This is a genomic window from Thermophilibacter provencensis, from assembly GCF_030372065.1.
GTDB classification, from domain to species: domain Bacteria; phylum Actinomycetota; class Coriobacteriia; order Coriobacteriales; family Atopobiaceae; genus Thermophilibacter; species Thermophilibacter provencensis_A.
Genome location: NZ_JAUDEA010000011.1, coordinates 39,898 through 66,655, shown reverse-complemented (window position 1 = coordinate 66,655; position 26,758 = coordinate 39,898). Strand labels below are relative to the sequence as shown.

Sequence of the window (26,758 nt, the reverse complement as noted above, 5' to 3'; positions counted from 1 at the left end):
AAGGGCGGCGGCGCGCCATGCTGCACCGCCGCCCACGGGGGGCAAGCTTCCTCGAAAAGGCCTACGCGCGCCCGAGGCAGGCCGCGCCCGTCTGGCGGATGTTGGTGAGGTACACGTTCTCGCGGCCAAAGTAGCTGGCCATGTAGTCCACGTAACCCGCGGTCTCGGCCTTGGGAAGCACGCACATGATGACGCCCGCAAAGCCGCCGCCGTGAAGACGGCACACGCCGGAGCCAATGCGGCGCAGGTAAAGCTGTGTGAGCGCGAGCGCCATGGGGATGGGCTGCTCCTCGGGCATGCCGGGGACCACCGCGTTTTGCAGCCACTCCCAGGAGGAGCGGCCCGAGGCGGTGATGATGTCGAGCACGGCGGCCTTGTCGCCGGCGTTGATGGCGGCCTCGGCGGCCTCCACGCGCGCGCACTCCTCAAAGTAGTGCAGCGCGCGCAGGACGGCACGGTCGCCGCACTTCTCGCGCAGCCCGACGAGGTTCGAGAGCACCGCGTCCTCGCTGGACTCGCAGAGGTTCTTGACGCCAAGGGCGGCGGCAACATCGTGCATCTCGTTGGGAACGGAGGAGTACTCGGCGGAGAGGTCCGCGTGGCCCTTGCCGGTGTTGACGATCACAAGGTCGCAGCCCAGCTCGTCAAAGCCAAAGTCCACGCGCTCGTACTTCACGCCGTCCGAGAAGTCCAAAAGGATCGTGCCGCCCACGGCGCAGGCCATCTGGTCCATGAGGCCGGACGCCTTGTCCCACCACACGTTCTCGGCGTACTGGCCGATGCGCGCGTAGTCGGCGCGCTCGATGGCGTCGTCGTTGTAGAGGTGGTTGATCATCTCGCAGACGAGCATCTCAAAGGAGGCCGAGGAGCTCACGCCGGCCGACGGGATGACCTCGGAGGAGCACACGGCGTTGAAGCCGCCGATCTTGAAGCCGCGCTTGACGGTGGCCTCGAGCATGCCGGCCACGAGCGTGGTGGAGCCGCCGCCGTGGGCAATCTTGTCGATGTTGCCCGTGTCCACGACGATGGCCTCGGGGTAGCCCTCGCTCCAGATGGTGACGATGCCGTCGTCCGTGCGCTCGGCGGCTCCGATGCTGTCCATCGTGATGGAGGCGGCGAGAATCTTGCCGCCGTTGTGGTCGGTGTGGTTGCCGATGATCTCCGTGCGGCCGGAGGCCGTGAAGAACTCGGGGTCGCCGACGCCAAAGAGCTCGTCAAAGCGGGCGGCGAGCGCGCCCAGGCGCTCGGCGGCGCGCGCGGCGTCCTCCCCGTAGACCCCCGTCAGAACATCGTTGCTGGGAATGCCCATCAGATTGTCTCCTCTCTAGCAAACGCTCGCGACAAAGCGGCCGAGCGCCGCCCTGCCAGGCTCGTCGTCGGCAAACACCGCGCAGTGCTCGAGCACCTGTGCAAAGACCTGGCCGATCTCCTCCTCGATGACGGCATCGAGCGCCGCGGCGCCGGCGTCGCCGAGCTCGGCCACGCTCTCGGGCGCAAACTCCGGGTGACGCTCGAGGATGTCCTTCGCCCATGCGGCGTGACTTGAGATCTCGGGGACGGACGCAACGTCCTCGCCGGCGAGAATGACCTGCTTCAGACGGTCCATCTCGCCCAGGAGGCGCGCCGGGAGCACCGCGAGGCCCATGACCTCGATGAGGCCGATGTTCTCCTTCTTGATGTGGTGGAGCTCCTGGTGCGGGTGGAAGATACCGAGCGGGTACTCGTCGGTGGTGCGGTTGTTGCGCAAAACGAGGTCCAGCTCAAAGCCCTCGCCGCGACGGCGCGCGATGGGCGTGATGGTGTTGTGCGGGGTGCCCTCGGTCTCGGCGAGCACGCCCACCGAGGCGTCGGAGTAGCCGCGCCACGCCGCGAGGATCTTATCGGCAAGCTCAACGAGACGCGCCGGGTCGGCGGCGTCGAGGCGGATGACCGACATCGGCCAGTCCACGACGCCCGCGCGCACGTCCTCAAAGCCCGGGAACGAGACCTCCTCGCGCAGCCCCGCGCGCGCCATGGCAAACTCATAGCGGCCGCCCTGGTAGTGCTCGTGCGTGAGAATGGAGCCGCCCACGATGGGCAGGTCCGCGTTGGAGCCCACGGTGTAGTGCGGGAACTTCTCGATGAACTCGAGCAGGCGCACAAAGGTGTGGCGGTCGATCTTCATGGGGACGTGCTTCTCGGAGAGGACGATGCAGTGCTCGTTGTAGTAGACGTACGGGCTGTACTGCAGGTACCAGGGCTCGCCGTCAAGCGTGAGCGGGATGAGGCGGATGGTCTCGCGCGCCGGGTGGTCAAGGCGCCCGGCGTAGCCCAGGTTCTCCGGGCAGAGCTGGCAGCGCGGGTAGGGCTCGCTGCCGCCGGCCTTCTGCTTCTCCAGCGCGGCGGCGATGGCCTTGGGGTCCTTCTCGGGCTTGGAGAGGTTGATCGTGATGTCGAGGTCGCCGTAGCGGGTGTGGGTCACCCACTTGCGGTCGCGCGCCACGCGATAGGAGCGGATGTAGTCGCTGTCCAGCGCGAGCTTGTAGAAGTAGTTGGTGGCGAGCTCCGGGGACTGGCCGTAGCGATCCCAGAACGTGCGGACGACCTCGCTCGGGCGCGGGGTCACGCAGCCCATGAGGCGCGTGTCAAGGAGGTCGCGGCTCGCGATGCCCGGGTCGCACACCCCGCGCGCGACGGCGTCGGCGAGCAGGCTGGCGAGAATCTCCTCGAGGCTCGGGCGGTTCTCGTTGCCACACGCAGCGGCAACGGCCTCACGCGGAACGAAGGAACCGTCCGGCTCGTAGGAAAGCGCGTCGAGCATGAGGTTGGCGGCGTAAGTGACGTCCTCCTCCCCTATGAGGCCGCGCTCGAGCGCATAGGCGACAAGATCGGCGATGCCCCTCTCGGTAACGCTTACCTGATGACCATCCATATTCATGGGCTCCCTTCTCTGCGGGCTCCCCCCGAACCCTTGTCAAACACAGCTATGGAAACGATATCGCAGTTGAGGGCCACCGTGCCCCACTTCCGTGAGCGGTACATCCGGGGGCAAGAAGGACCGTGGGCGAGAAGGGCGGCAAGCGGTGGCGTTTCTCCCGCGAGCGGCATTCTCAGGTTCTTCTCGCCCTGCGGGACAAGGTGCGCTATAGTTGCGCTCAAGCCGGTATTGGAAACGTTTCCAATTCTTCCTCATCTCCCCCTTTTCCCTTCTTGGTAGAATGAGTTGGAAACGTTTCCAATGCAGCTTACGCCCACCGGGCAGAGACGAGGTAGACATGGACATCAGAGACATCGCGGAGCGCTCCGGCTACGGCGTGGGTACGGTCTCCCGCGTCATCAACGGCCAGCCCAACGTGAGCGACCGCGCGCGTGAGCGCATCCTTGCCGTGATGGCCGAGTGCGGCTACGAGCCCAACTCCAACGCGCGCTACCTCAAGATGCGCTCCCAGACGCCCGTGGCCGTCTTTGTGATGGGCGTCGGCAACCGCATGTTTGACGACATCCTCGGCCCCCTGCAGGCGGCGCTTGCCCGCGAGGACGAGGAGATCGTCGTCACCTACCTCAACGGCGGCGTCGACGAGGTGCGTACGGCCATTGACTACCAGCAGGCTCGCCATCCCAAGGGGATGGTCTTTCTCGGCGGCGAGCTCGAGAGCTTCCGCGCGTCCTTCCACGAGATCGAGGCACCGAGCGTCCTGGTGACGGCGGGCGCCGAGGAACTCGGGTTTGTCAACCTCTCAAGCGTCACCATCGACAACGTTGCTGCGGCGAGAAGCGCCGTGGGACACCTGCTTGAGCGGGGTCACCGGCGCATCGGCATCGTCGGCGGCAACCGCACGAGCGGGCAGATCGGCGAGCTGCGCCTGCGCGGTGCCGAGCTGGCCCTCCGCGAGCACGGCATCGGGCTTGACTACGAGCGTGACTATGAGCCCTGTGACTTCCTCGAGGCACGGGGCTATGGGGCCACACGCCGCCTCCTCGAGCGCGCCGGCGACCTCACCGCCGTCTTTGCGCTCGGAGACGTCGTCGCCTTCGGTGCGCTGCGCGCCATCGTCGACCAGGGGCTCAGCGTACCCGGTGACGTCTCGCTCGTGGGCTTTGACGACACGGCCTTCTCCCAGTACGCCGTTCCCCGTATCACGACGATTCGCCAGGACGCCACGCGCCTCGCGGAGCGCGCCGCCCGACTCCTCTTGGACGCCATGCGCAACGGCGCCCCGGCAACTCACGAGCTCGTGGACTTTGAGCTCGTCGAACGAGAGAGCGTCCGCTCACTCTGATTCGCATCGGTGACGGGGGACGTCCCCGCCGAGAAAGGAGGACGCATGAGAACCTCGGGCATCCTCATGCCCATCACGTCGCTCCCCTCCCCCTGGGGCGTGGGGACGATCGGCGGGGAGGCGCGCGGTTTCGTCGACTTCCTGGCGCGCGCCGGGGTCTCCATCTGGCAGGTGCTCCCCATCGTGCCCACCAGCTACGGGGACTCGCCCTACCAGTCGTTCTCCACCTACGCCGGGAATCCCTACCTCATAGACCTTGACGACCTCGAGGCGGAGGGGCTGCTCGAGCACGAGGAGTTCGCTAACGTGGACTGGGGCCACGACCCCGAGCGCGTTGACTACGGCGCCCTCTACCAGAACCGCTTTGGCGTGCTGAGACGTGCCGTGGAACGCCTGTGGGCGACGAGAGGCACGGAGCTCGCCCGCTTCTGTGAGCACGAGGCGGCCTGGCTCGACGACTACGCCCTCTTCATGGCCCTCAAGGACCGCTACCACGGCACCCCCTGGCACACCTGGCCGGACGGCCTGCGCCTTCGCCGACCCGCCGCGCTCGACCGGGCGCGCGAGGAGCTTGCCGAGGAAGTTGCCTTCTGGCAGGGCGTCCAGTACCTGTTCTTCTCGCAGTGGGGCCGCCTGCACGACTACGCGAGCTCGGCGGGCGTGCGCATCATGGGCGACCTCCCCTTTTATGTTGCGCTGGACAGCGCGGACGTCTGGAGCCACCCCGAGCAGTTCCAGCTCAACGATGACCTCAGGCCCGTCGAGATTGCGGGCGTCCCGCCCGACGGCTTCTCCGACATCGGCCAGCTCTGGGGCAACCCGCTCTTTGCCTGGGACCGCATGAAGGCGGACGGCTACGAGTGGTGGATCGCGCGCATCGCGTTCCAGCTTGGGCTTTACGACATCCTGCGCATCGACCACTTCCGTGGCTTTGACTCCTACTTTGCCATCCCCGCGGGCGCCATGACGGCAGCCGGCGGGAGGTGGCGCAATGGCCCCGGGATCGACCTCTTCCGTGTGCTGGAGCAGCGGCTGGGTCACTGCAACATCGTTGCCGAGGACCTCGGCTACCTCACCCCCTCGGTGCACCGCCTGCTCGAGGACTCGGGCTTCCCCGGAATGAGGGTCCTCGAGTTTGCCTTCGACACGCGCGATGGCTCGGGGGCAACGTACCTGCCCTTCGCGTACCCCACCAACTGCATCGCATACGTTGGCACGCATGACAACGACACCGCACTCGGCTGGCTCGAGACGGCGCCGGCAAGCGACGTTGCCCTCGCCCGGGAGTACCTGCACCTCGACTCGGCCGAGGGCGAGGGCTGGGGCATGATGCGCGCCATCTGGGCAAGCCCGGCGGACACCGCCGTGGTGCAGATGCAGGACCTGCTCGGCCTTGGCAGCAAGGCACGAATCAACACGCCCTCAACGCTCGGCGGCAACTGGGTCTGGCGGGCGCGCCCGGGCTTTGCAAGCCGCAGGCTCGCCGAGCGCGTGCACCGGCAGATGGAGCTCTACCGCCGCCTGCCACCCATCAAGGTCGTCCCGGACGTGTACCCAAACGGAGGCGTCTCCCCCGTCGGCGGAATCGGGGGCATGAAAAAGAGACTGTCACGTTTTTACCTGTGATCAAGAGCGGCAAGGAGAACCACGATGGACATCGAGAAGAACCTGAGCCAGACGCTCGCCGAGATGGGAACGACCCTCGACGGGGCGACGAACGCACAGATCTTCTGCGCTCTGCTGCGCATGGTGCGCGACCTCGAGACGGAAATGAAGCCAGCGGAAGGAAATCGCAAGCTGTACTACTTTTCCGCCGAGTTTCTAGTGGGGCGCCTACTGCGCGCCAACCTCGTGAACCTTGGCCTGGCAGACGATGTCGAGCGCGTACTCGCCGCCCACGGCACCACGCTCGCCGCGGTGGAGGACTGCGAGCCCGAGCCCTCGCTCGGAAACGGCGGCCTCGGGCGGCTCGCCGCGTGCTTCCTCGACTCCATTGCCTCGTTGGGGCTTCCCGGCGACGGCGTGGGCCTGAACTACCACTACGGCCTTTTCCGGCAAGACCTCTCCGAGGGCGTTCAGCGCGAGGAGCCCAACCCCTGGATCGCGCCCGAGTCCTGGCTCATCGACACCGGCACGTCCTTCTCGGTGCCCTTTGGCTTTGGCCCGCTCGCGGCGCACATGTATGACATCGAGGTCCCTGGTTACGAGAACGGCGTGGTCAACCGCCTGCACCTCTTTGACGTGGAGGAGCCGTCACCGGCGCCCGCGCGCGGCATCGCCTTTGACAAGGGCGACGTCCGCCACGGTCTCACGAGCTTCCTCTACCCGGACGACTCCGACGATGCCGGCCGCCTCTTGCGCGTTTACCAGCAGTACTTCATGGTGTCCGCAGGGGCGCAGCTCATCCTTGCTGAGCTCGAGGAGCGCGGCTTTGCGCCCAAGGAGCTCGACCGTCACGTGGCCGTGCACATCAACGACACCCACCCCTCGATGGTGATTCCCGAGCTGGTACGCCTGCTCATGGAGCGTGGCATTGAGTTCGAGGACGCGGCCAAGATCGTGGAGCGAACCTGCGGCTATACCAACCACACCATCCTCGCCGAGGCACTCGAGACCTGGCCGATGGGCTACATCGAGCAGGTGGCGCCCGGCATCGTGCCCGTGATCTACCAGCTCGACGCCCTCGCCCGCGCGCGCACGGACGACGAGCGCGTGGCCGTGATCGACGGCAACGACGTCGTCCACATGGCAAACATGGACGTGCACTTCAGCCATGCCGTGAACGGGGTGGCCGCACTCCACGCCCAGATTCTCGTGGAGTCCGAGATGCGTCCCTTTGCCGAGCTCTACCCCGAGAAGTTCTCCAACAAGACCAACGGGATCACCTTCCGCCGCTGGCTCATGGGCTGCAACCCGGAGCTGGCCTCGCTGGTGACCGACGCCATCGGCGACGACTGGAAGCGCGACGCCTCCAGGCTGGAGGACCTTCTTTCCCTAAGCGGGGACGCCGGCTTTGTCCAGCGGCTCCTGAGGGTCAAGGAGGGCAACAAGGAGCGCCTTGCCGCATGGCTGCGCGCCGAGAAGAACGTCGAGGTTGACCCGCACTCTATATTTGACATCCAGGTCAAGCGCATGCACCAGTACAAGCGCCAGCAGATGAACGCCCTCTACGCCATCTGGAAGTATCTGCAGATCAAGCGTGGAAACGTTCCCAACAGGCCGCTGACGATGGTCCTCGGCGCCAAGGCGGCGCCAGCCTACACCCTGGCCAAGGACACGATTGCCCTGCTCCTAGCCCTCGGACGCCTTATCGCAGAGGATCCGGAGGTCGCGCCGTGGCTGCGCCTCGTCTTTGTGGAGAACTACAACGTCACCGCAGCCGAGCACCTCATTCCCGCCGCGGACGTCTCCGAGCAGATCTCCCTTGCCTCCAAGGAGGCGAGCGGCACCTCCAACATGAAGTTCATGGCAAACGGCGCCCTCACGCTGGGGACGCTCGACGGCGCCAACGTGGAGATCGCGGAGCTCGTGGGGCGCGAGAACATCTACCTCTTCGGTCGCTCCTCCGAGGATGTCATCGGTCTCTATGACCGGTGTGACTACCGACCGTGGGACGTCTGGCAGGCCGACGGCGAGCTCGCCGAGATCCTTGACTTCATCTGCTCGCCCGAGCTGCTCGCACGCGGTGACGCTGGCTGCATCACCCGCGTCTATCGGGACTTTATTGCCAAGGACTACTTCATGGCGCTGCTCGATGCGCGCGACTACGTGGCCGTGAAGGAGCGCTGCCTTGCAGACTACGAGGATCGTGCCGCATGGGGCGAGAAGGCTCTCGTGAACATTGCGAAGTCCGGGTTCTTCTCGTCCGACCGCACCATCCGCGAGTACAACCGCGACATCTGGCACCTCTCGTAAACATGATTCAAAAGGGGACAGTCCCCTTTTGAATCACTTTGAACTAGGAAAGGAGAATGGCATGACGCTCATCAACGGGAACGAGGAGTGGTGGAAGCAGGCGGTGGTGTATCAGGTGTACCCGCGCAGCTTCTACGACGCCAACGGTGACGGCCTCGGCGACATCAAGGGCATCACCGCCCACATGGACTACCTGCGCGCCCTGGGTATCAACGCAATCTGGCTCTCCCCGTTCTACCCCTCCCCGCTCGCCGACGGCGGCTACGACGTGGCGGACTACCGCAACGTGGACCCGCGCCTGGGAACGCTCGAGGACTTTGACGAGATGGCCGCAGCCGCGCACGCCGCGGGCATCAAGGTGATCGTGGACATCGTTCCCAACCACACCTCCACCGAGCACGAGTGGTTCAAGGCCGCGCTGGCCGCCGGCCCCGGCTCCCCGGAGCGCGACCGCTACATCTTCCGCCGTGGCCGCGGAGAGAACGGCGAGCTGCCCCCCAACGGCTGGAAGTCCACCTTTGGCGGGCCCGGCTGGGAGCCGGTGGGCGACGGCGAGTGGTACCTGCACCTCTTTGCCGTGGAGCAGGCCGACCTCAACTGGAAGAACCCCGAGGTGCGCGAGGACTTCAAGAGGACGCTGCGCTTCTGGAGCGACCGCGGGGCGGACGGCTTCCGCATCGACGTTGCGCACGCGCTTGCCAAGGACCTTGACAGCCGCCCGCTCGACGAGTGGCCCGACAACCTCGACGAGGGCGAGCCCGGTGACGAGAACCCCCTGTGGGACCGCCCCGAGGTCCACGAGATCTATCGCGAGTGGCGCCAGGTCTTCAACGAGTACGAGCCCGCGCGATTTGCCGTGGCCGAGGCGTGGGTGATCCCCGAGCACCAGTGGATGTACGCCTCCACCGACGAGCTCGGCCAGGTCTTCAACTTCGAGCTCTCCAAGGCCGGCTGGTTTGCCGACGAACTGCACCTGGCCATCGAGGAGGGCCTCGCCGCGGCCGAGCGCTCCGGCTCCACCACCACCTGGGTCCTCTCCAACCACGATATGCCCCGTCACCCCACGCGCTACGGCCTGCCGCAGGTCCGCTCCGCGGTGCACCACCAGCTCGTGAACGACTGGCTGCTCCGCGACGGCACGACCTACTACGAGGACCGCGACCTCGGCACCCGCCGCGCCCGCGCCGCCCTTCTCATGGAGCTGGGCCTTCCCGGCTCGGTCTACCTCTATCAGGGTGAGGAGCTGGGCCTCTTTGAGGTTGCGGACATCCCCTGGGGCGCGCTCGAGGACCCCGAGGCGTCCATGACAAGCCACGGCGACGCCATCAAGGGCCGTGACGGCTGCCGCGTGCCGCTCCCCTGGAAGGCCGTCGACGAGACGGGCGACTTTGGCTTCTCCGCACCCGCCGAGCACAAGCCCGCGCACCTGCCCCAGCCCGAGTGGTTTGCCCAGCATGCCGTTGACATCGAGGAGACCGAGAAGGACTCCATGCTCAAGTTCTACCGCCGCGCGCTCGCCGCGCGCGCGGAGCTGCTCACGGCCACCGGCGACACGTCGCTCACGTGGGTGGACGGCTACGACGACCAGGTCATCGCCTATCGCCGTCCCACCGCCGACGGCCGCACGCTCACGAGCGTAACCAACTTCGGCGCAGCCGCCGCGGAGCTGCCCGCCGGTGAGGTCTTTCTCGCCAGCGCTGCGCTTGTTGACGGCAAGCTTCCCACCGACGCCACCGCCTGGGTGATTGCCTAGCCTACGCACCGAGAAGAACGGGCGGGGTGTGGACGGTTTTCACGACCAAACCGTCCACACCCCGCCCCTCTTGCAAGCAGGGGCAACTTCCGGACGTTCTTCTCGTCCAGACCGTCCGCAGCTTGCCCGTATTGCTGACAAAGGTGACAGGGTAAGTTGTCATCAACAGGGTTGACAAAGGTGACAGGGTAAGTTGTCATCATGGAGCGCCATGATGACAACTTACCCTGTCACCTTTGTCACGATCCGCAGATGAACGGTTAGTCGACCCGCTCGAAGCGGTACATGAAGTTCTCGTACGGCCCTGCGGGCACGGTGAGCGGCAGACCCATGCTCATGAGGGCATCGGCAGAGAACTCCGTCCCGTTGCTCACCATGCGATACGTTGCCCCCGGCGTGAGGCCGCGCGGCACGACGTAGTTGGCCTTGCCGTAGCCGTCCACGCGCGTGACCACGGCGCAGACGAGCGCCTCGCGCTCGTCCTCGGAGACGAACTCCCAGGCAGAGACGTCGGCGTCCTTGGGGTCGGAGAGACGGTAGAGCAGCCCCTCGCGAACAAGCCCCTCGATCTGGCGATAGGTCTTGACCTGCGTCTTGATAATCTCGCAGGCGCGGTCGTTCAGCTCCATGAGGTCGAGCTCGTAGCCAAAGGCGCCACCCGCCATGGCAACGGTACCGCGCGCCCCCAGGGGGATCGTGCGGCCGGTGATCTCGTTGGGGCAGGCGGAGACGTGCGCGCCCACCGCCGAGCACGGGTAGCCGAAGGAGGTGCCGTACTGGATCTCCATGCGATTGCGGGCGTCGGTGTTGTCCGAGGTCCAGATCTGCGGCGTGTAGTAGAGCATGCCGGCGTCAAAGCGGCCGCCACCAGCCGAGCAGCCCTCGATGAGCAGCTCGGGGTAGCGCGTGCGCACGCGCTCGAGCAGGTCATAGAGGCCAAGGACGTAGTCGTAGAGCACCTTGCCCTGGTCGCTCGCCGCACGAGAGTGCACGTCAACGATCGAGCGGTTGTAGTCCCATTTCACGTAGTCAACGCCGCCCTGGTCAAGCACCGCGGAGAGCTGCTCGAAGAGGTTGTCGCGCACGTCGGCGCGGGAGAGGTCCAGGACCAGCTGGTCGCGCCCGAGCACCGGCGGTTTGCCGGGGACGGTGAGCGCCCAGTCCGGGTGCGCGCGGAAGAGGTCGGAGTCCTCGTTGACCATCTCGGGCTCCACCCAGATGCCAAAGCCAAGCCCCACCTCGTTCACGCGGCGTGCGAGGTCGGCCACGGTGCCGCCGAGCTTCTCCATGTTGGGCTTCCAGTCGCCCAGGCCGCGGTGGTCGTCGCTGCGCGCGCCAAACCAGCCGTCGTCCATGACGAGCATGTCAAGCCCCAGCTCGGCGGCCTTCTTGGCCAGCTCCACGAGCTTGTCGCCCGTGAAGTCGAAGTAGCACGCCTCCCAGCTGTTGATGAGCACGGGGCGCGGGCTGTCGCGCCAGGGGCCGCGGCACACGCGCTCGCGGATGCAGCGGTGCAGGTTGTGAGAGATCTTCTCAAGGCCAGCGGCCGAGAAGGACATGATGACCTCCGGTGCCACGATCTTCTCGCCCGGCTCCAGCGGGTAGGAGAAGAGGTCGGAGGCCAGGCCCATCTGCATGCGCGTCTGCTCAAACTGGTCGCGCTCGGCCTCGGCGAGAAAGCCGCCGCTGTAGACAAAGCTCATGGACCAGCAGCGCCCGGCGGTCTCCGTGGCGTCGCGGTCGCAGAGGATCATGAGGGGATTGTACTGGTTGGAGGACATGCCGCGGCGGCTGCCCACGCTAAAGGACCCGTTCGTGACCGGACGGCGAGAAGGACGGCGCTCCATCGCGTGGCGGCCGTCAAACGTGATGACGTCAAAGTCGCCGGCAACGAGGTCGAGGCAGGCGGACTGGAGCTTCGCCACGGTAAGGCGACCGCTGCCGACGTTTCTGACCACCGCGGCGCGGGTGATCACGTCGTAGGCGGGCATGACGCCATAGAGGAGCTCGACCTCAAGACCCAGCCGCTCGTCGGCAAGGGTGATCGAGAGGGTCTGCGCGGCGTCCTTCTCGCCCTCGTCATAGACGGCGGGCAGGCCGGGAAGGCCGTACTTGCCCGGGCGAATCTCGTGGGACTTGTAGCGCAGGTCGCAGCCGAAGGTGCCGTCCGTGCCGCGCACCATGAGCAGCGGGCTTCTCATGTCGCCCTCGCCCTGGAAGGGAAACTCCTGCGGGAGGACGTCGAGCGAGTAGGTGCGGTCCGCCACGTCATGCGGGCAGCCGCACATGCCGCTGCGGTCGGCGTAGGTGATGAGGTAGGACAGATCCCCCTCCGTGCGAGCGCCGTAGTACAAGTGAAGGAGGTATCCGTACTGGTCGACCTTCATCTGGTAGGTGGAGCGCTCCGTCGAGAGGGTGAAGGTAGAGGCGGAGGCGTTGTACGTAAGGGACATCTGCTCCTCAGTTTCTCTCGCAGCTGAAAAGGCCGGGCAGAGTGTAGCGCATTCGCTCCGTCCGGGGGGACGCCCGGAACCCATCACAAAATAGATGGATTCCGGGCGCCAGGGGGAACTCGAAGCGTGCCTGTGAAACCCGGGCTACTTCACGGCACCGTTGGTGACGCCGCCGATGATCTGCTTCTGCGCCACGATGTAGAAGATGATCATCGGGAGCATGGCGAGCAGGTAGGAGGCGAAGGCCAGGTTGTAGTTCGTGGCAAAGGCGGTCTGGAAGTTCATCTGCGCGAGCGGCAGGGTGTTCACGCCCGAGCCGCCCATGATGACGAGCGGGGTCATGACGTCGTTCCACACGGCCAGGCCGGTGATGACGGCGACGGTGGCGTGCATGGGCTTCATGAGCGGGAAGATGACCTTCCAGTAGGTGGTCCAGGTGGACGCGCCGTCAACGCGGGCGGCCTCCTCGAGGGCGGTGGGGATGTTCCTCAGGTAACCCGTGTAGAGCATCATGTTCATGGGCATGTAGAACACAACGTAGAGGATCATGACGCCGACCATGTTGTCCAGGTGCAGGACGGCGGTCTGCTTGACGAGCGGCATCATCAGGATGGCAAAGGGCACATACATGCCGGCCACGATGAAGTAGTAGGACGCCTTGAAGAGCTTCTTCTTGTCCATGTTGCGCCCGATGGCGTAGGCGGCGAGGCTGTGCACCAGGACGGAGATCACGACGGCCGCCACGGTGATGATGAGCGAGTTCATGAACGAGTTGAAGAAGTCGGTGACCTGAATGGCCTCGATGAAGTTGTCGAGGGACCACGTACTCGGCAGCGACAGGATGCCCGCTATGTCGTTGGTCATCTCGGAGGGGTCCTTGAGGGCGATGACCACGGCCATGTAGAGCGGGAAGATGATGGTGATGAGGCCGACGATGAGCAGGATGGTGATGGGCCAGTTGACCCGCTCCTTGACCTTGGCAGGAACAGTGTTGTTAGCCATTAGAGCTGCTCCTCCTTACTGTTCAGGAACTTGGTCTGGGCAATTGAGATCACGGCGATGACGATGAAGAAGATGACGGCGTTGGCGCACTGGAAGCCAAACTGGCTGTTGTTGAGGCCGTTCTGGTAGATGAGGTACGAGATGGACTCGGTGGACTGCGCCGGGCCTCCGGAGGTCATGGCCACGATCTGGTCGAACGTCATGAGCATGTCCTTCATGACCAGGACCATGTTGGTGGTGATGGAGGGCATGATGAGCGGGAACGTGAGGTAGCGGAACTTGTCCCAGCCCGTGGCACCGTCAAGGGCGCCCGCCTCGTAGACATCCTCGGGCACCGACGAGAGGCCGGTGATGTAGATGATCGTGGTCTGGGCGCACGCCTGCCAGACGAGAACCACGACGATGGCCACCCACGCCCACTCCTTGCTCGCCAGCATCGAGGTGGTGCCGGTGAGCGCCGGGACGATGTAGGTGAAGAAGTAGCTGAACACGTAGCCAACGACGAGACCGCCGAGGATGCGGGGCACAAAGTAGATGCCGCGCAGGGCGCTCTTGAACTTGATCTTGCTCGAGAGGCCGATAGCCAGCATGAGCGAAATCACGTTGACGAGGATCGTCGAGACGACGGAGATCTTGAACGTGAACAGGTACGAGTTGCCCACGCGCGCGTCCTGGAACAGGTCGATGTAGTTCTGCAGGCCCACGATCTCGAAGGCGCCGTAGCCCTTGGAGTCCGTGAAGCTGTAGAAGAAGCCCGTGAGCAGCGGAATCGTGTTGAATGCGATGAACAGGATGAGGACAGGAATCAGGATTGCGAGGAAGGTGCGGTTCCTGTCAGATCCCGCCTTTGAAGCGGCGATGCTTGCCATGTGTCTCCCTCCTTATCCCTGATTCGCCATGTACTCGGCGTACTTGCGGATGACGGTCTTGTTGTAACGCTGCCAGAGGTTGTCCCAGTTGGCGAGAAACGCGTCGACGTCCTTCTCGAGAAGGAACGCCTGGAGCTGGGCGTCGCAGGCCATGCCCGACGGGTAGGAGTGGTCGGGGTAGTCGATGACCTTGCCCTCGTCCAGGAAGCTCTGGATGTCGTCGAAGAGCGGATCGAGCGTGAAGTCGCCCTCGATGCAGGGGATGGCCTTCTGGTCGTCGCAGTAGGTCTGGAGGTTCTCGGGCTCGTTGAGGAAGTCGATGACCTCATAGATCTGCTCGCGGTGGTCCTCCTTGGCCGTCAGCATGTTCCAGCAGAGGTCCACGCCGGAGACGATGATGCGGTCGTCGGGGTCGTCGCAGGCGGGCATGGCAAAGAGGCCGATGTTCATCTCCGGGTTGGCGGAGAGAATCTGCGGGACGGCAAACGAGCCGCAGGGGAACATCGCGGACTGGCCGCGCGCAAAGGCGGTGCAGGCGTCCTCGTAGCTGTAGGCCATCGGGCCGTCCTCGGCGTAGTCGAGGAGCTTGAGGAGCTTCTCGGCGGGCTCGCGGTAGTAGTCGGCAAACGTTGCCTCGCCGGCGTTGACCTTGCGGATGTGATCGGACGGCACAAGCTCCACGAGCATGGAGTTCCACGGCGAGAGAATCGTCCAGGTGTCAAGGAAGCCAAGGTAGAGCGGCAGAACCTCGCCCTCGGCCTTGATCTTCTCGCAGAGGTCGATGAACTCGTCCCAGGTCTCCGGGAGGTCCCAGCCCTTCTCGGCGAACATGTCCTTGTTGTAGAGCATGCCCGCGGCGTTGGCGATGTAGGGAACGCCATAGATGCCGTCCATCGGGACGTAGGTGACGCTCTTCATGATCTCCTGGTAGGCCGGCTGGACCTTGGCCATGCCGGGGTAGCCAGAGACGTCAGCCAGGATGTTAGAGTCGACGAAGTCCGCATAGGAGGCGTCGCCGCCGATGGCCACGACGTCGGGGTAGTCCTCGCGGACGAAGCGCGTCTTCATGATGGTGACGGCGTCGTTGGGGCTCGTGAAGTTGAGGTAGATGTGGTCGTTGGACTCGTTGAACTCGGCCATGAGCGCCTCGAAGATGCTCACTGCCTCGCGCTTGTACGAGACGAACTCGATCTCGGTCTTGCCGTCGGAGCGCTGCCCCTCGCATCCCGTGAGCGCAAGGCCCGCGGCGATAGCGCCCGAGAGCGAAAGGAACGAGCGACGCGTGAGTGCTCTTTTCTGCATTGGTGAGGCCCTCCTTCCCTAGTGGGCGATGGCCAGCTCGGTCTGCTTGTCGAACAGGTGAATCTTGGCAAGGTCCACGGAGCACTTGATCTTGGAGCCCGTGCGGACGGCGCTGGAGGCGGAGAGGTGCGCGGAGATCTGGCCACCGTCAACGTCCGCGTAGATCATGGCCTCGGAGCCAAGGAGCTCGTAGACCGTGACCTCGGCCGGGAAGGCCTCAGAGAGGATGCGGCCCTCGGCGTACTCGTGCTCCTCCACGACGTCCTCCGGACGGATGCCCATGACGACGACCTTGCCCACGTAGCCACCGTCCTTGAGGGCCTTGGCCTTGGCGCCGGTGAGGGTGATGGTGTTGGCGCCAAAGGTAAGGGTCACGCCCTCGCCCTTCTCGGCCACCGCCACGTCGATGAAGTTCATCTGCGGGGAGCCGATGAAGCCCGCGACGAAGAGGTTGCAGGGCTCGTTGTAGAGCTTGGTGGGGGTGTCCACCTGCTGCATGACGCCGTCCTTCATGACGACGATGCGGGTGCCGAGCGTCATGGCCTCGGTCTGGTCGTGCGTGACGTAGATGATTGTGGCGCCGAGGCGGTCGTGCAGCTTGGAGATCTCGGCGCGCATCTGGACGCGCAGCTTGGCGTCAAGGTTGGAGAGCGGCTCGTCCATGAGGTAGACCTTGGGGGCGCGGACGATGGCGCGGCCCATGGCGACGCGCTGGCGCTGGCCGCCGGAGAGGGCGGACGGCTTGCGGTCGAGGAGCTTCTCGAGGTCGAGGATGCGGGCAGCCTCGCGGACGGCCTTGTCGATGGTGTCGGCATCGACCTTGCGGAGCTTGAGCGGGAAGGCCATGTTCTCGTAGACCGTCATGTGCGGGTAGAGGGCGTAGGTCTGGAAGACCATCGCAATGTCACGGTCCTTGGGCTCGACGTCGTTGACGACCTTGCCGTCGATCTTGAGGGTGCCGGAGGTGATGTCCTCGAGGCCGGCGATCATGCGCAGCGTCGTCGACTTGCCGCAGCCGGACGGGCCGACGAAGATGATGAACTCCTTGTCGGCAATCTCAAGGTTGAAGTCCTTCACCCCCTCATAGCCGTTGGGGTACTTCTTCCCTACGTGTTCGAGTGTGAGGCTCGCCATTGCGCAACCTTTCTCCCTGCCCCGCCGCCGCGCGCACACGGCGGCTCGGGCCCCACCTTACGTTGCGCTTAATTGTAGGTTGACGTATTTGCGCAAAAATATACCTGCTTTGGTATGCGCTATATCTTTTCTCTTGTTTCTGCTGGTATTACGCTTGTGCTATCTATTTGCCCAAGATAAGCTGTTTCGCCGGACGGTTGTTTTTCTCGGACAAACGGTTTTATCGATTTTCATTTCCGCAGGTAGTTGGATTGTTGGTCATTTGCCCAGATGTGTAATCGATTCCATTTTTGGGATTTTTAATTTAGCTTTATGCGTTCTTTTATCGAATTAGATATGTCTGGAATGCGCTAAACTATACGAAATGCGTCATTCCTTGTAAGGAGCGAATCAGGCGTTAGGATCCAGGAGGTCCCCATGCCGGCACACGAGCTCGAGTTCTCAACGTTTCCCCACGGCCACTACGTCGACCTGATGCCCTACCAATACGGCCGCGAGGCATGCGAGCCCGGCCACGCCTTTGGCCCCGCGCGGCGCAGTCACTTCCTCTTTCACTACATCATCTCGGGGCGCGGTCTGCTCATGTCAACTGACGAGAACGGTGTGAAGAGCGACCACCGCCTCTCGGAGGGCGAGGGATTTCTCATCTTCCCCAACCAGGTCAACACCTATGTTGCCGATCTGGACGACCCCTGGGAGTACATCTGGGTGGAGTTTGACGGCATCCACGTTGCCGACGAGCTCGAGCAGGTGGGCATGACGCCCACCTCGCCCATCTATCGCTCACTCTCAAGCGACCGCTGTTCCCGCATGGTCGAGGAGATGCGCTACCTCGTGGCGCACAGCGACGCCTCGGCGCTCCACCTCATCGGGCACACCTACCTCTTCCTCGACTATCTCCTCAGCTCCGTTGACCGACCCTCCGAGCTGCCCACGAGCAAGATTCAGGGCTTCTACATCCGCGAGGCCATCGACTTCATCAAGGAGAGCTACCAGGCGGACATCACTGTTGAGGACATCGCCAAGCGTACCGGCCTCAACCGGAGCTACTTCGGCAAGGTTTTCAAGGCGGCGACGGGCAAGTCTCCGCAGCAGTACCTCATCGGATACCGCATGTCCAAGGCGTCCGAGCTGCTCAAGCTCACCGCGCTACCCGTGGCCGAGGTGGGACGGGCCGTGGGCTATCCCAACCAGCTGCACTTCTCGCGTGCGTTCAAGAACGCGTTTGGCATCTCGCCACGCGACTGGCGGCGGCAGAACGCACAGGCGTAGCCCATCCGCAAACTGGGGCCGTCCCCGCCCGGCGGGACGAGGTAACTAGCTCGCCGCCGGCTCGAGGTAGCGGCTGCGCAGCTCGGCGACCTCCGCGTCCGTGATGCCCAGCGCGTCGCGCACGTAGCCATCAACGCCGCCGAACTCGCGCGTGACGGCAGCCACCGCAGCGCGAATGAAGCGCAGGTTGGCGTCCGTGCGCTCGTCTGCCGGATCAGGGTTGAAGCGGTTGGTGGCGAGGTAGTCCTCCTCCATCGCCGCCATGGGCACGCCGAGAACAGCCTCCACAAGCATGCTCGCCATGCCGCAGCGGTCGCGTCCAAAATGGCAGTGCCAGAGGACGGCGCCGTCGGTGGTCTCGAGGATGGTACGCAGGAGCGCGCGGTAGGCCGCGATGCCGGACTCCCCCAGCAGGATGTGCGGGTAGACCATCTCCATGAAGCTCGCGGGGTCGTCGTTGTTGGCGCGGGCCGCCTCGAGCTGGGCTCGCGCCTCCGCGTTCTGGGAGATTCCCGCAACGGTGCCCTTGAGCGCGTCGGCGTGAACGTAGCGCACGCCGGGAAGGCGCCCCATGCCGTCGGGGTACTCCACGAGCTCGTCATCGCCGCGCAGGTCAACCACGGCTTGGAGGTGGTAGTCCTCCTGGAGCCGCTCGCAGTCCGCAGAGGTGGCAAAGTAGAGCGTCCCCGAGCGCAGGAGCAGGCCGCGGCGCACGCACCTGCCCTCGGCGCCGAGAAGCCCACCGAGGTCACGTGTGTTGGGCAGACCCTCAAAGTCAATACGGCCGTAGTTGGGTCGAACATCTGTAAGCTGCATGCGAGCCTTTCGTTGCAGGCGTTGAATCCGGCGCCCCAGTATACGCGGTCGGCGTCATGCGCGCGTAAGGTGCGGCTCCGGCAAATTGTAGACTGTCCCCAATTACAGCTCACCGGTCTCAAGAATATGGTCGAGGGCGGCCTCGTCGAGCACGGGAACGCCCAGGCTCTCGGCCTTGGCGAGCTTGGAGCCCGCAGCCTCGCCCGCCACGACAAAGCTCGTCTTCTTGGAGACCGATCCGGTGACCTTGGCGCCGAGGGCCTGGAGTGCGGCCTTTGCCTCGTCGCGCGTGTGGCGCTCGAGCGTGCCCGTGAGCACGAAGGTGAGGCCGGTGAGCGTCTGCGGGCGCTCGGGCTCAAGGCGCTCCTCCTCCAGCACGACGCCCGCCACGCGCAGGCGCTCAACGACCGCCACGTTCTTCTCGACGGAGAAGAACCCGCGGACGCTGGCCGCGATCTTGGGACCGATGCCGTCCACCTGCGCGATGTCCTCCTCGGTAGCAGCGGCGAGCGCCTCCATGGAGCCAAAGTGCTCCGCGAGCTGACGCGCCACCGTGGCGCCCACGTGGCGGATGCCCAGGCCAAAGAGGACGCGCGCGAGGCCGCGGCCCTTGGACTCCACGACCTGAGCCATGATCTTTGCGGCAATGACCGGGCCCACCACGATGTCCTCGCCGTCCACGGTCTGGCGGCCGGTCCATACCTCTGCGAGGTCCTTCTCGGTGAGCTTGTCGTAGAAGTCCGCCACATCGGCGAGCAGCCCCTGCTCGACCATGCGAGCGACGATCTCATCTCCCAGGCCGTCAATGTCCATGGCCGTGCGGCTGCCCCAGTGGATGAGGCGCTCCACGGCCTGCGCGGGGCAGTCGATGGAGACGCAGCGGTAGGCCACCTCGCCCTCCTCGCGCACGACGGGGCTGCCGCAGGAGGGGCAGGTCGCGGGCATGTGGAACTCGGGCGCACCCTCGGGGCGGAGCTCGAGCACGGGGCCCACGACCTCGGGGATGACGTCACCGGCCTTGTGAACCACGATCGTGTCGCCCACGCGGACGTTCTTGCGGGCGATCTCGTCGACGTTGTGGAGCGTTGCGCGAGCGATCGTGGAGCCGGCAACGGTCACGGGGTCGAACTCAGCGACGGGCGTGAGGACGCCGGTGCGCCCAACCTGCACGCGAATCTCGCGCAGGACGGTGCGCTTCTCCTCGGGCGGGAACTTGAACGCGATGGCCCAGCGCGGGGCGCGCGCGGTGAAGCCGAGCGCATCCTGGGACGCGAAGGAGTCCACCTTCACCACTACGCCGTCGATGTCGTAGTCCAGGTCGTCGCGATGAGCGAGGGCGTTCTCGCAATAGGCGTGGACCTCGGCGGCAGAGGTGCAGCGCCTGAAGTGAGGGTTCACGGAGAAGCCGCAGTCGATGAGCCACTGGAGGAAGTCGTGCTGGGTGTGGACGTCAATAGGCGCCTCATCGGCAACGGCGTAGATGAAGGTCTCGAGGTCGCGGTGGGCCGTGACCTTGGGGTCCTTTTGGCGGAGACTGCCCGCGGCGGCATTTCTCGGGTTGGCGAAGGGTGCGGTACCAGCGGCGTCCGCATCCTCGTTGAGGCGCGCGAAGGAATGGCGCGGCATGTAGACCTCGCCGCGAACCTCAACGGAGCGGCCGAGCCCGCCGTCCGCCAGCCGCGCGAGGCCGGCCTGGGCCAGCGCGCGCGGGATGTCGCCGATCGTGAGGACGTTGGCTGTGACGTTCTCCCCCGTCGTGCCGTCGCCGCGCGTGGCGGCGCGCACGAACTGGGCATCGGTGTAAGTAAGCGCCACACCGAGGCCGTCAATCTTGAGCTCGCAGGTATAGGCGACCGGGTGCTCCGGCGTGGCGCCGAGGGTCTCGTCGGTGCGCGCGAGCCACTCGTCAAGCTCGGCGAGGTCCATCGCGTCGTCCATCGAGTACATGCGCGCGGCGTGGGCCACGGGCTCAAACTGCTCGGAGACGTAGCCGCCCACACGCTGGGCGTAGGACTCGGGGCCCGCGAGCTCGGGATGGGCCTTCTCAAGGGCAAGGAGTTCCTGGAGCAGGCGGTCAAACTCGGCGTCCGTCATCTCGGGGTTGTCGAGCGCGTAGTACGCATAGGCAGCGTGATTGAGGATGCGGTTGAGCTCCGCATGACGGGCGCGCGGGGACGTCACGGCATCCCGAACGGGCTCGTGGATGGGCTCGTCACCAAACAGCGACGCCTGGACCGGCGCGTTCTTCTCGTTGGGCATGTGGGTTCCTTTGACGGAATCGCGGCTTTCTCGGCTCACCATGGTAGCGCAAGGGTGTGAGGTTCACGCGGAGTGACGCGCTTGGATGAGTCCGAAAAAAGGTCGTTCGTGTAGCGCCACCGCAGCGTCAAAAGAAAAAAGCTCGTTCGTGTAGCGTCATTTTAGGCGCACAGCAGTATTAGGTTTGAATCTTGATTTAGTTACCTGGGCTTTCTTGAAGTAGTCAATCGGCAGGGACCGTTTTGGCGGGCTAGCCACGCTACACGAGCGACGATTTTTCCCAGCAGAAACCCTCCGCGCTACACGAGAGAGCATTTTTCGACCGACGACCCCGCTATCGTCTGGCGGTATGCCTCACAAGCAACACGCCGAGCGCGCGGCCGCCAATCACCAGCTGGCACACAAGAAGCACGGCGGCAACAACCCACAGCAGCGCATATCCGCCGAGCGAGATCAGCATAGCGCCAACGGCGCTTCCCACGCCACCTCCCGCAAAGACGCCCAGGCCAATGAGACCCGTGCAAAGACCCGTCTGTGTGGGATCAGCTCCCATGGAGAGCGAGACAAGCGTTGGCTGCGTAAGGATGTAGCCAAACCCAAGCGCCCCGGCACCGAGCAGCGCAGGCTGCCACGCGCCCGTCGACGCAACAACAAGAAGCGCCGCGATGGCAACGAGCCCCGAGGTCTCGCCCACTCGAATGACGCCAAGCGCACCGTGGCGCGTCCCTATGCGCCCGGAGACGGTCCCGCCAACCAGACACATGATGCCGTAGAGCATCATGATGAGACCCGCCTGCGTTGAGCCGAGACCGCAGCGCTCAGAGAGAAACGTTCCCATAAAGCCATACACGCCAAGAAAAACAAAGCCGGTCGTACAGGCAACAAAGAAGATTGCGCGGTGGCTGCCAAAGAAGATGCGCGCCGCGCGTGAGAAGAACGAGCCGGTCACAGCGGAAACGGCAGAGGGCTCGGGGTTCTTCTCGCCCTGCGCGCCAACCGCCGGAAGGCGCCACAGCAGCGCGAGAGCGAGAAGCGCGAGCGCGCCAAAGCACGCAAAGGCCGCGCGCCAGCTCATGAGGTCAGTGATGATGCCACCAAGGCCGGAGGAGAGCCCCTGCCCGGTGAACGTGATGCCCATGAGGACGCCCACCGCGGCACCGCGACGCTCAGCGCCAACGACGTCGCCAACGTATGCCTGGGAGACGGCGATGATGCCGGCAGCAAAGCAGCCGGTGACCACACGCGCGGCAACGAGCGTGGGAAGCGTGGGGGCAGCGGCGCAAAGGAACGTGCCCACGACGAGCCCGGTAACGATCACGCGCAGCACGCGTAGTCTGCCAAAGCGGTCGCCGAGCGCACCGCAGACGGGCTGGAGCATGCCATACGGGAGCATGTAGGCGGTAAGCACGATGGCGGCCGCCGAAGCCGCCACCCCCAGGCCGTTGGCGATGGCAGGCAGCGCCGGCGAGACAAACCAGTTGTCGGCGGCAGACACAAGGCCGCAGAAGCCGAGCGTGTAGACAACGCGCTTCTGCTCGGTGGTGAGTTCCATGGGTCGGTCCTTCTCAACGTGCGTTAGGAAACCGACCAATTGTAGACCTACGCGACAGCAGCCTCGTAGCCGGCATCAACGACGGCAGCCACAAGGGCATCGTCGGTCACGGAGTCGACGGCCTCGACGGTCGCGGTGCCTGCCTCGAGGTTCACGTCGACGGCGCTCACGCCCTCAACGCCCTCGAGCGCCTTCCTCACGTGAGCGACGCAGTGCTGGCACATCATGCCGGTCACGTTCAGAGTCTTGGTCATGGTCTGGTCCTTTCTCTTAACCGCGGGCGCAGGCGCGCCGGCGACGCTCTCAACGGTCACGGTCACCTCGGTGACCGGGATTGCCTCGGATGTCGAGCGCTCACTTGGCCTCCAGGTACGCAGGCGCAGGGCATTGCTCACCACAAAGACGGAACTGAAGCCCATGGCCGCCGCACCGATCATCGGGTTGAGCGTCACGCCAAACGGCGTCAGCACGCCGGCCGCCACGGGGATGCAGATGGCGTTGTAGAAGAGCGCCCAGAAGAGGTTCTGCTTGATGTTGCGCATCGTGGCACGCGAGAGCTCCATCGCGGTGGCAACGTCGGCCGGGTCCGAATGCATGAGCACAACGTCGGCGGAGGAAATGGCCACGTCGGTTCCGGCCCCAATAGCGATGCCCACGTCGGCGCGGGCAAGAGCCGGCGCGTCGTTGATGCCGTCCCCCACCATGGCAACGGTGCGCCCCGCCTCCTGCAGCTCACGGACCTTAGCCTCCTTCTGCGCGGGGAGCACGCCGGCGATGACCTCGTCAACACCAACGCGGCGCGCCACGGCGGCGGCGGTGCGCTCCTGGTCGCCCGTGAGAAGGACCGTGCGGGCGCCCATCGCGCGCAGGCGCGCGATGGCAGAGGCGCTCGTGGGCTTCACGGGATCAGCCACGGCAATCATGCCCAGCGCGCGGCCGCGCCACGAGAAGAACAGCGGGGTCTTGCCGTCATCCGCGAGCGTCACGGCCGCGTCCGCGAGCTCACCGAGCTCCACGTCATGTGCTGCCATCAGGCGCGCGTTGCCCGCAAGCGCCGGCACGCCGTTCACAAGGGCGGAAAGACCGCCGCCGGCAACCTGCTCGAACTTCTCGCATGTCCACTTTGCACCGGGTACATTCTGGACACTTTGGGTCTTCTCGTCCGCATAGGCGCAGATGGCGGAGGCGAGCGGGTGCTCGCTCTTGCGCTCCAGGGTGTCGGCAACACGAAGCAGCTCTTCCTCGGAGACGCCCGCGGCAAGGCGGACGTCCGTCACGCGCGGCGCTCCCGCGGTAACGGTGCCGGTCTTGTCGAGAACAACGACGTCCACGTTGCAGGCCGTCTCAAGCGCCTCGGCAGACTTGATGAGGATGCCGTTGGCGGCGCCGCGTCCGGTACCCACCATGATCGCCGTGGGCGTGGCTAGGCCGAGCGCGCACGGGCAGGAGATCACCAGGATCGAGATGGCATGCGTGAGCGCGGTGGCAACGTCGCCCGCAAGCGCGAGCCACGCCACAAACGTCACCGCGGCGATGGCGATGACCACCGGGACGAAGACGCCCGCGATCTTGTCGGCCATGCGCTCGATGGGGGCCTTTGAGCTCGTGGCCTCATCCACGAGGCGAATGATGCCGGCAAGGGTGGTGTCATCGCCCACGGCGCGCGCCTCCATGGCAAACCAGCCGCTGGTAGATACCGTCGCTCCTGTTACGCGGTCACCGGGGGCAACCTCACGAGGCACGGGCTCGCCCGTGATGGCGGACTCGTCCACGGCCGCAGAGCCCTCCAGCACCACACCGTCAACCGGCACGGACTCGCCCGCGCGCACGACCACGCGCTCCCCCACCGCAACATCCTCGACCGGAACCCCAACCTCCGCACCGTCACGCACGACCGTGGCCGTCTTGGGCGCGAGGTCCATGAGGGCGGAGATGGCGTCGGTCGTGCGGCCCTTGGCGCGCGCCTCGAAGAACTTGCCGAGCGTGATGAGGGTAAGAATCATGCCCGCCGAGTCAAAGTAGAGATTGTGGGCGGCAGCGTGAAGCGTGGCCGCGTCACCAGCCCCAACGGCCCACGCCATGCGGTAGAGCTGCGCCACAGACCATGCGGCGGAGGCGGCAGAGCCCAGGGCAATGAGCGAGTCCATGTTGGGCGCGCGGTGCCAGAGCGTCTTGAAGCCGGTGATGAAGTAGTGCCGGTTAACAAAGAGGATGGGCGCGCAGAGCAGGAACTGCGTGAGGCCGAGCGCCATGAGGTTTGCCTCGCCCGCCAGCGCAGGCGGCTGCGGCCAGCCAAACATCGGTCCCATGGCCACGTAAAAGAGCGGCACCGAGAAGATCGCGGAGATCACGAGCTGGTTACGCTTCTCGGCGACTGCGCGCTCGGCGGCGGCACCGGGGCGCTCCGACGCGGCGTGCGCGTCCTTCTCGCCCGCCTTCGCCCGTCGCGCAGCGCCGTAACCGGACTTCTCGATGGCCTCGACCACGGCCGCCGCCGTCTCGGGCGAGCCGTCGTAGTCAAGCTCCATCGAGTTCTTGAGCAGGTTCACGTTCGCACAGGTCACGCCTGGCACCTCACCCGCTGCCTTCTGAACGCGCGCCGAGCACGCCGCGCAGGTCATGCCCGTTATGTCAAAGGTCTCTCTCATTGTTGCCTCCCGAGTGATTCAAAAGGGCTCTGTCCCCCTTTGAATCACATGAACTTGCGGAAGAGTTCCATGACCTCGTCGGTCACCTCGGTGTCTCCCGCTTGGATGCGCTCCACGACGCAGGTCTCCAGGTGGTCGCGCATGACCTCGCGCGAGATGGCCTTGACCGCAGACTCCACGGCGGCGAGCTGCGTGAGGACGTCGCCACAGTAGCGGTCCTCCTCCACCATCGCCCGAATGCCGTTCAGCTGGCCAACGGCGCGGTTGATCCTCCGCGTCACGTCGGCCTTGAGCTCCGGCGAGCGCGGCGTGTGCTTGAGCGCGCCACAGTGCGGGCAGCTGTTCTTCTCGGTCATTCGTCCTCCTCTGCGCGCATACCCCTCACGGGTTTCTGATACTGATGACTGTATACCCCAAGGGGGTACCTGTCAAACGCGGGCGGCCCCGACTCGCGGAAAGCGAGCCGGGGTCGCAAGGGAGGGAGGGCAGTTGGGGCGAGCTACGCGGCAGCCTCGGCAAAGAACGGCTTGTCGCCCGTCAGATCGCACGCGTCAAGCGGGTAGGCGCAAATCGCGGGAGCATCGTACGCGGCGTGATAGTACGTGCGCGTGGCGACCGAGTAACCGGAGGTGTAGAGGGTGCGCTCCTCGGACCCGTCCGCCATCTCCGCGCAGCCCTCGGGCACGGCAGCCGCGCCGAGCGTGCGGAAGAGACGCGTGACGTTGTCCTTCTCGCCGGACTTGGTCGGGTAGTGGGCGTTCACAAACGCGGCGCGCACAAAGCGCGCGGGTCCGCCGTAATCGCCGGGAAGCCCCTGCATCCCCACGCCCGAGCCAAAGGGCGCCAGACGCGCGGAGCCCCACGTGGCGGCAGCGGGCTCCCCGCCCGTGAGCATGAGGTAGTTGCGCAGGTTCTGGCGGTGCCAGCCAAAGTCCGGCTCATTGGTAAGGACGTTGACGTCGTCATCCCAGACCACGAGACCGCGCTCGAGGCACTCGACCACAATGGCGCCCGTGGCGTCGGAGATGATCCAGTGCAGGTTTGCCACGGGAAGCTGCTCGTTCACGGGCCGCGCCACAACCGTCACGCGCTCGAGGGCGGCGCGCACCTCCTCGACGGTCGAGAAGTTCCTCGCCACCCAATAGGGGAACTCGTAGGCGGCAACGTTGACCGTGTCTTCGACGGGCTCCGCGGCATAGCGCGCGCTCTGGGGGAAGTTGAGGCCCGCCACGGCGAGTCCGGCGTCGTTGGCGCAGTCAAAGTAGAGCGGCAGGTCGCCTACGACGATGCCCATGCCCATGACGGTATGGCCACGCTCGGGGTCATCCGGGCGCTCAAACGCTGCGGGGACCTTCGCCGCAGGCGGGGTCACCACCACGCGCTCGCCATAGCCGACCGTCCAGTCGAGGTTGCGGCCAAAGAAGAGGTTTCCCTCGGAATCGGTAAAGCGGACCGCCGTGCACATGGGGACGTCCTTTCCTCGTAGATTGGGTTGGAGTCATGCTACCCACGAGAAGAGACAGG

General features: G+C 65.3%; 18 protein-coding genes. 5 read left to right on the top strand and 13 right to left on the bottom strand.

Annotated elements, in window-relative coordinates; all coding sequences use genetic code 11:
- Positions 1 to 61: 61 nt before the first annotated feature.
- Positions 62 to 1,309, bottom strand: a complete 1,248-nt coding sequence (locus QUW25_RS07675) for a galactokinase (protein ID WP_289511624.1) — start codon at positions 1,307 to 1,309, stop codon at positions 62 to 64.
- 15 nt (positions 1,310 to 1,324) lie between these two features.
- Complete coding sequence (locus QUW25_RS07670) at positions 1,325 to 2,911, bottom strand: UDP-glucose--hexose-1-phosphate uridylyltransferase (RefSeq protein ID WP_289511623.1); 1,587 nt, start codon at positions 2,909 to 2,911, stop codon at positions 1,325 to 1,327.
- A gap of 343 nt (positions 2,912 to 3,254) precedes the next feature.
- On the opposite strand from QUW25_RS07670, the gene QUW25_RS07665 reads away from it, so the two are divergent.
- The 4 genes from QUW25_RS07665 (at position 3,255) to QUW25_RS07650 (ending at position 9,927) form a co-directional block, all read left to right on the top strand.
- Positions 3,255 to 4,259: a LacI family DNA-binding transcriptional regulator gene (locus tag QUW25_RS07665; protein WP_289511622.1), complete on the top strand. Its 1,005-nt coding sequence runs from the start codon at positions 3,255 to 3,257 to the stop codon at positions 4,257 to 4,259.
- A gap of 45 nt (positions 4,260 to 4,304) precedes the next feature.
- Complete coding sequence (malQ, locus tag QUW25_RS07660) at positions 4,305 to 5,885, top strand: 4-alpha-glucanotransferase (protein ID WP_289511621.1); 1,581 nt, start codon at positions 4,305 to 4,307, stop codon at positions 5,883 to 5,885.
- 24 nt (positions 5,886 to 5,909) lie between these two features.
- Positions 5,910 to 8,174 carry a glycogen/starch/alpha-glucan phosphorylase gene (locus tag QUW25_RS07655; protein ID WP_289511620.1) on the top strand — a complete coding sequence of 755 codons (2,265 nt, stop codon included), beginning with the start codon at positions 5,910 to 5,912 and terminating at the stop codon, positions 8,172 to 8,174.
- A gap of 61 nt (positions 8,175 to 8,235) precedes the next feature.
- On the top strand, positions 8,236 to 9,927 hold the full coding sequence (locus QUW25_RS07650; RefSeq protein WP_289511619.1) for a glycoside hydrolase family 13 protein: 1,692 nt from the start codon (positions 8,236 to 8,238) through the stop codon (positions 9,925 to 9,927).
- Between the two features lie 260 nt (positions 9,928 to 10,187).
- On the opposite strand, the gene QUW25_RS07645 is transcribed toward QUW25_RS07650, so the two are convergent.
- From QUW25_RS07645 to QUW25_RS07625, 5 genes are all read right to left on the bottom strand, one after another.
- Positions 10,188 to 12,380, bottom strand: coding sequence for an alpha-galactosidase (locus QUW25_RS07645; RefSeq protein ID WP_289511618.1), 2,193 nt, complete (start codon positions 12,378 to 12,380; stop codon positions 10,188 to 10,190).
- A gap of 144 nt (positions 12,381 to 12,524) precedes the next feature.
- The gene (locus tag QUW25_RS07640) at positions 12,525 to 13,382 is read right to left on the bottom strand and encodes a carbohydrate ABC transporter permease (protein ID WP_289511617.1); all 858 of its coding nucleotides are present in this window, start codon (positions 13,380 to 13,382) and stop codon (positions 12,525 to 12,527) included.
- Positions 13,382 to 14,251: a carbohydrate ABC transporter permease gene (locus tag QUW25_RS07635; RefSeq protein ID WP_289511616.1), complete on the bottom strand. Its 870-nt coding sequence runs from the start codon at positions 14,249 to 14,251 to the stop codon at positions 13,382 to 13,384. The genes QUW25_RS07640 and QUW25_RS07635 overlap by 1 nt, the downstream gene beginning before the upstream one ends.
- A gap of 12 nt (positions 14,252 to 14,263) precedes the next feature.
- Positions 14,264 to 15,553 carry an ABC transporter substrate-binding protein gene (locus QUW25_RS07630; RefSeq protein ID WP_289511615.1) on the bottom strand — a complete coding sequence of 430 codons (1,290 nt, stop codon included), beginning with the start codon at positions 15,551 to 15,553 and terminating at the stop codon, positions 14,264 to 14,266.
- A gap of 18 nt (positions 15,554 to 15,571) precedes the next feature.
- On the bottom strand, positions 15,572 to 16,687 hold the full coding sequence (locus QUW25_RS07625; RefSeq protein WP_289511614.1) for an ABC transporter ATP-binding protein: 1,116 nt from the start codon (positions 16,685 to 16,687) through the stop codon (positions 15,572 to 15,574).
- A 417-nt stretch (positions 16,688 to 17,104) separates the two neighbouring features.
- Here QUW25_RS07625 and QUW25_RS07620 point away from each other — a divergent pair, with 417 nt between their 5' ends.
- Positions 17,105 to 17,959 carry an AraC family transcriptional regulator gene (locus QUW25_RS07620; RefSeq protein WP_289511613.1) on the top strand — a complete coding sequence of 285 codons (855 nt, stop codon included), beginning with the start codon at positions 17,105 to 17,107 and terminating at the stop codon, positions 17,957 to 17,959.
- A 45-nt stretch (positions 17,960 to 18,004) separates the two neighbouring features.
- Here the strand turns inward: QUW25_RS07620 and QUW25_RS07615 are convergent, their stop codons facing one another.
- From QUW25_RS07615 to bsh, 6 genes are all read right to left on the bottom strand, one after another.
- The gene (locus tag QUW25_RS07615) at positions 18,005 to 18,775 is read right to left on the bottom strand and encodes a tyrosine-protein phosphatase (RefSeq protein WP_289511612.1); all 771 of its coding nucleotides are present in this window, start codon (positions 18,773 to 18,775) and stop codon (positions 18,005 to 18,007) included.
- A 102-nt stretch (positions 18,776 to 18,877) separates the two neighbouring features.
- Positions 18,878 to 21,034, bottom strand: a complete 2,157-nt coding sequence (ligA, locus tag QUW25_RS07610; protein WP_289511611.1) for an NAD-dependent DNA ligase LigA — start codon at positions 21,032 to 21,034, stop codon at positions 18,878 to 18,880.
- Between the two features lie 334 nt (positions 21,035 to 21,368).
- A complete protein-coding gene (locus tag QUW25_RS07605) occupies positions 21,369 to 22,586 on the bottom strand; it encodes an MFS transporter (RefSeq protein WP_289511610.1) in 1,218 nt (405 codons plus the stop codon).
- 47 nt (positions 22,587 to 22,633) lie between these two features.
- Entirely contained in the window at positions 22,634 to 25,234 is a 2,601-nt protein-coding gene (locus tag QUW25_RS07600) for a heavy metal translocating P-type ATPase (protein ID WP_289511609.1), read from the bottom strand.
- Between the two features lie 44 nt (positions 25,235 to 25,278).
- Positions 25,279 to 25,590 carry a metal-sensing transcriptional repressor gene (locus tag QUW25_RS07595; protein WP_289511608.1) on the bottom strand — a complete coding sequence of 104 codons (312 nt, stop codon included), beginning with the start codon at positions 25,588 to 25,590 and terminating at the stop codon, positions 25,279 to 25,281.
- A 143-nt stretch (positions 25,591 to 25,733) separates the two neighbouring features.
- Complete coding sequence (bsh, locus tag QUW25_RS07590) at positions 25,734 to 26,699, bottom strand: choloylglycine hydrolase (protein ID WP_289511607.1); 966 nt, start codon at positions 26,697 to 26,699, stop codon at positions 25,734 to 25,736.
- Between the last annotated feature and the right edge of the window lie 59 nt (positions 26,700 to 26,758).

Excerpts from the sequence above, each read along its gene's own strand:
- QUW25_RS07600 (WP_289511609.1), bottom strand. The coding sequence starts at position 25,234 with ATGAGAGAGACCTTTGACATAACGGGCATGACCTGCGCGGCGTGCTCG.
- QUW25_RS07645 (WP_289511618.1), bottom strand. The coding sequence starts at position 12,380 with ATGTCCCTTACGTACAACGCCTCCGCCTCTACCTTCACCCTCTCGACG.
- QUW25_RS07655 (WP_289511620.1), top strand. The coding sequence starts at position 5,910 with ATGGACATCGAGAAGAACCTGAGCCAGACGCTCGCCGAGATGGGAACG.
- QUW25_RS07635 (WP_289511616.1), bottom strand. The coding sequence starts at position 14,251 with ATGGCAAGCATCGCCGCTTCAAAGGCGGGATCTGACAGGAACCGCACC.
- QUW25_RS07615 (WP_289511612.1), bottom strand. The coding sequence starts at position 18,775 with ATGCAGCTTACAGATGTTCGACCCAACTACGGCCGTATTGACTTTGAG.
- QUW25_RS07625 (WP_289511614.1), bottom strand. The coding sequence starts at position 16,687 with ATGGCGAGCCTCACACTCGAACACGTAGGGAAGAAGTACCCCAACGGC.
- malQ (WP_289511621.1), top strand. The coding sequence starts at position 4,305 with ATGAGAACCTCGGGCATCCTCATGCCCATCACGTCGCTCCCCTCCCCC.
- bsh (WP_289511607.1), bottom strand. The coding sequence starts at position 26,699 with ATGTGCACGGCGGTCCGCTTTACCGATTCCGAGGGAAACCTCTTCTTT.
- ligA (WP_289511611.1), bottom strand. The coding sequence starts at position 21,034 with ATGCCCAACGAGAAGAACGCGCCGGTCCAGGCGTCGCTGTTTGGTGAC.
- QUW25_RS07620 (WP_289511613.1), top strand. The coding sequence starts at position 17,105 with ATGCCGGCACACGAGCTCGAGTTCTCAACGTTTCCCCACGGCCACTAC.
- QUW25_RS07605 (WP_289511610.1), bottom strand. The coding sequence starts at position 22,586 with ATGGAACTCACCACCGAGCAGAAGCGCGTTGTCTACACGCTCGGCTTC.
- QUW25_RS07665 (WP_289511622.1), top strand. The coding sequence starts at position 3,255 with ATGGACATCAGAGACATCGCGGAGCGCTCCGGCTACGGCGTGGGTACG.
- QUW25_RS07595 (WP_289511608.1), bottom strand. The coding sequence starts at position 25,590 with ATGACCGAGAAGAACAGCTGCCCGCACTGTGGCGCGCTCAAGCACACG.
- QUW25_RS07670 (WP_289511623.1), bottom strand. The coding sequence starts at position 2,911 with ATGGATGGTCATCAGGTAAGCGTTACCGAGAGGGGCATCGCCGATCTT.
- QUW25_RS07640 (WP_289511617.1), bottom strand. The coding sequence starts at position 13,382 with ATGGCTAACAACACTGTTCCTGCCAAGGTCAAGGAGCGGGTCAACTGG.
- QUW25_RS07650 (WP_289511619.1), top strand. The coding sequence starts at position 8,236 with ATGACGCTCATCAACGGGAACGAGGAGTGGTGGAAGCAGGCGGTGGTG.
- QUW25_RS07630 (WP_289511615.1), bottom strand. The coding sequence starts at position 15,553 with ATGCAGAAAAGAGCACTCACGCGTCGCTCGTTCCTTTCGCTCTCGGGC.
- QUW25_RS07675 (WP_289511624.1), bottom strand. The coding sequence starts at position 1,309 with ATGGGCATTCCCAGCAACGATGTTCTGACGGGGGTCTACGGGGAGGAC.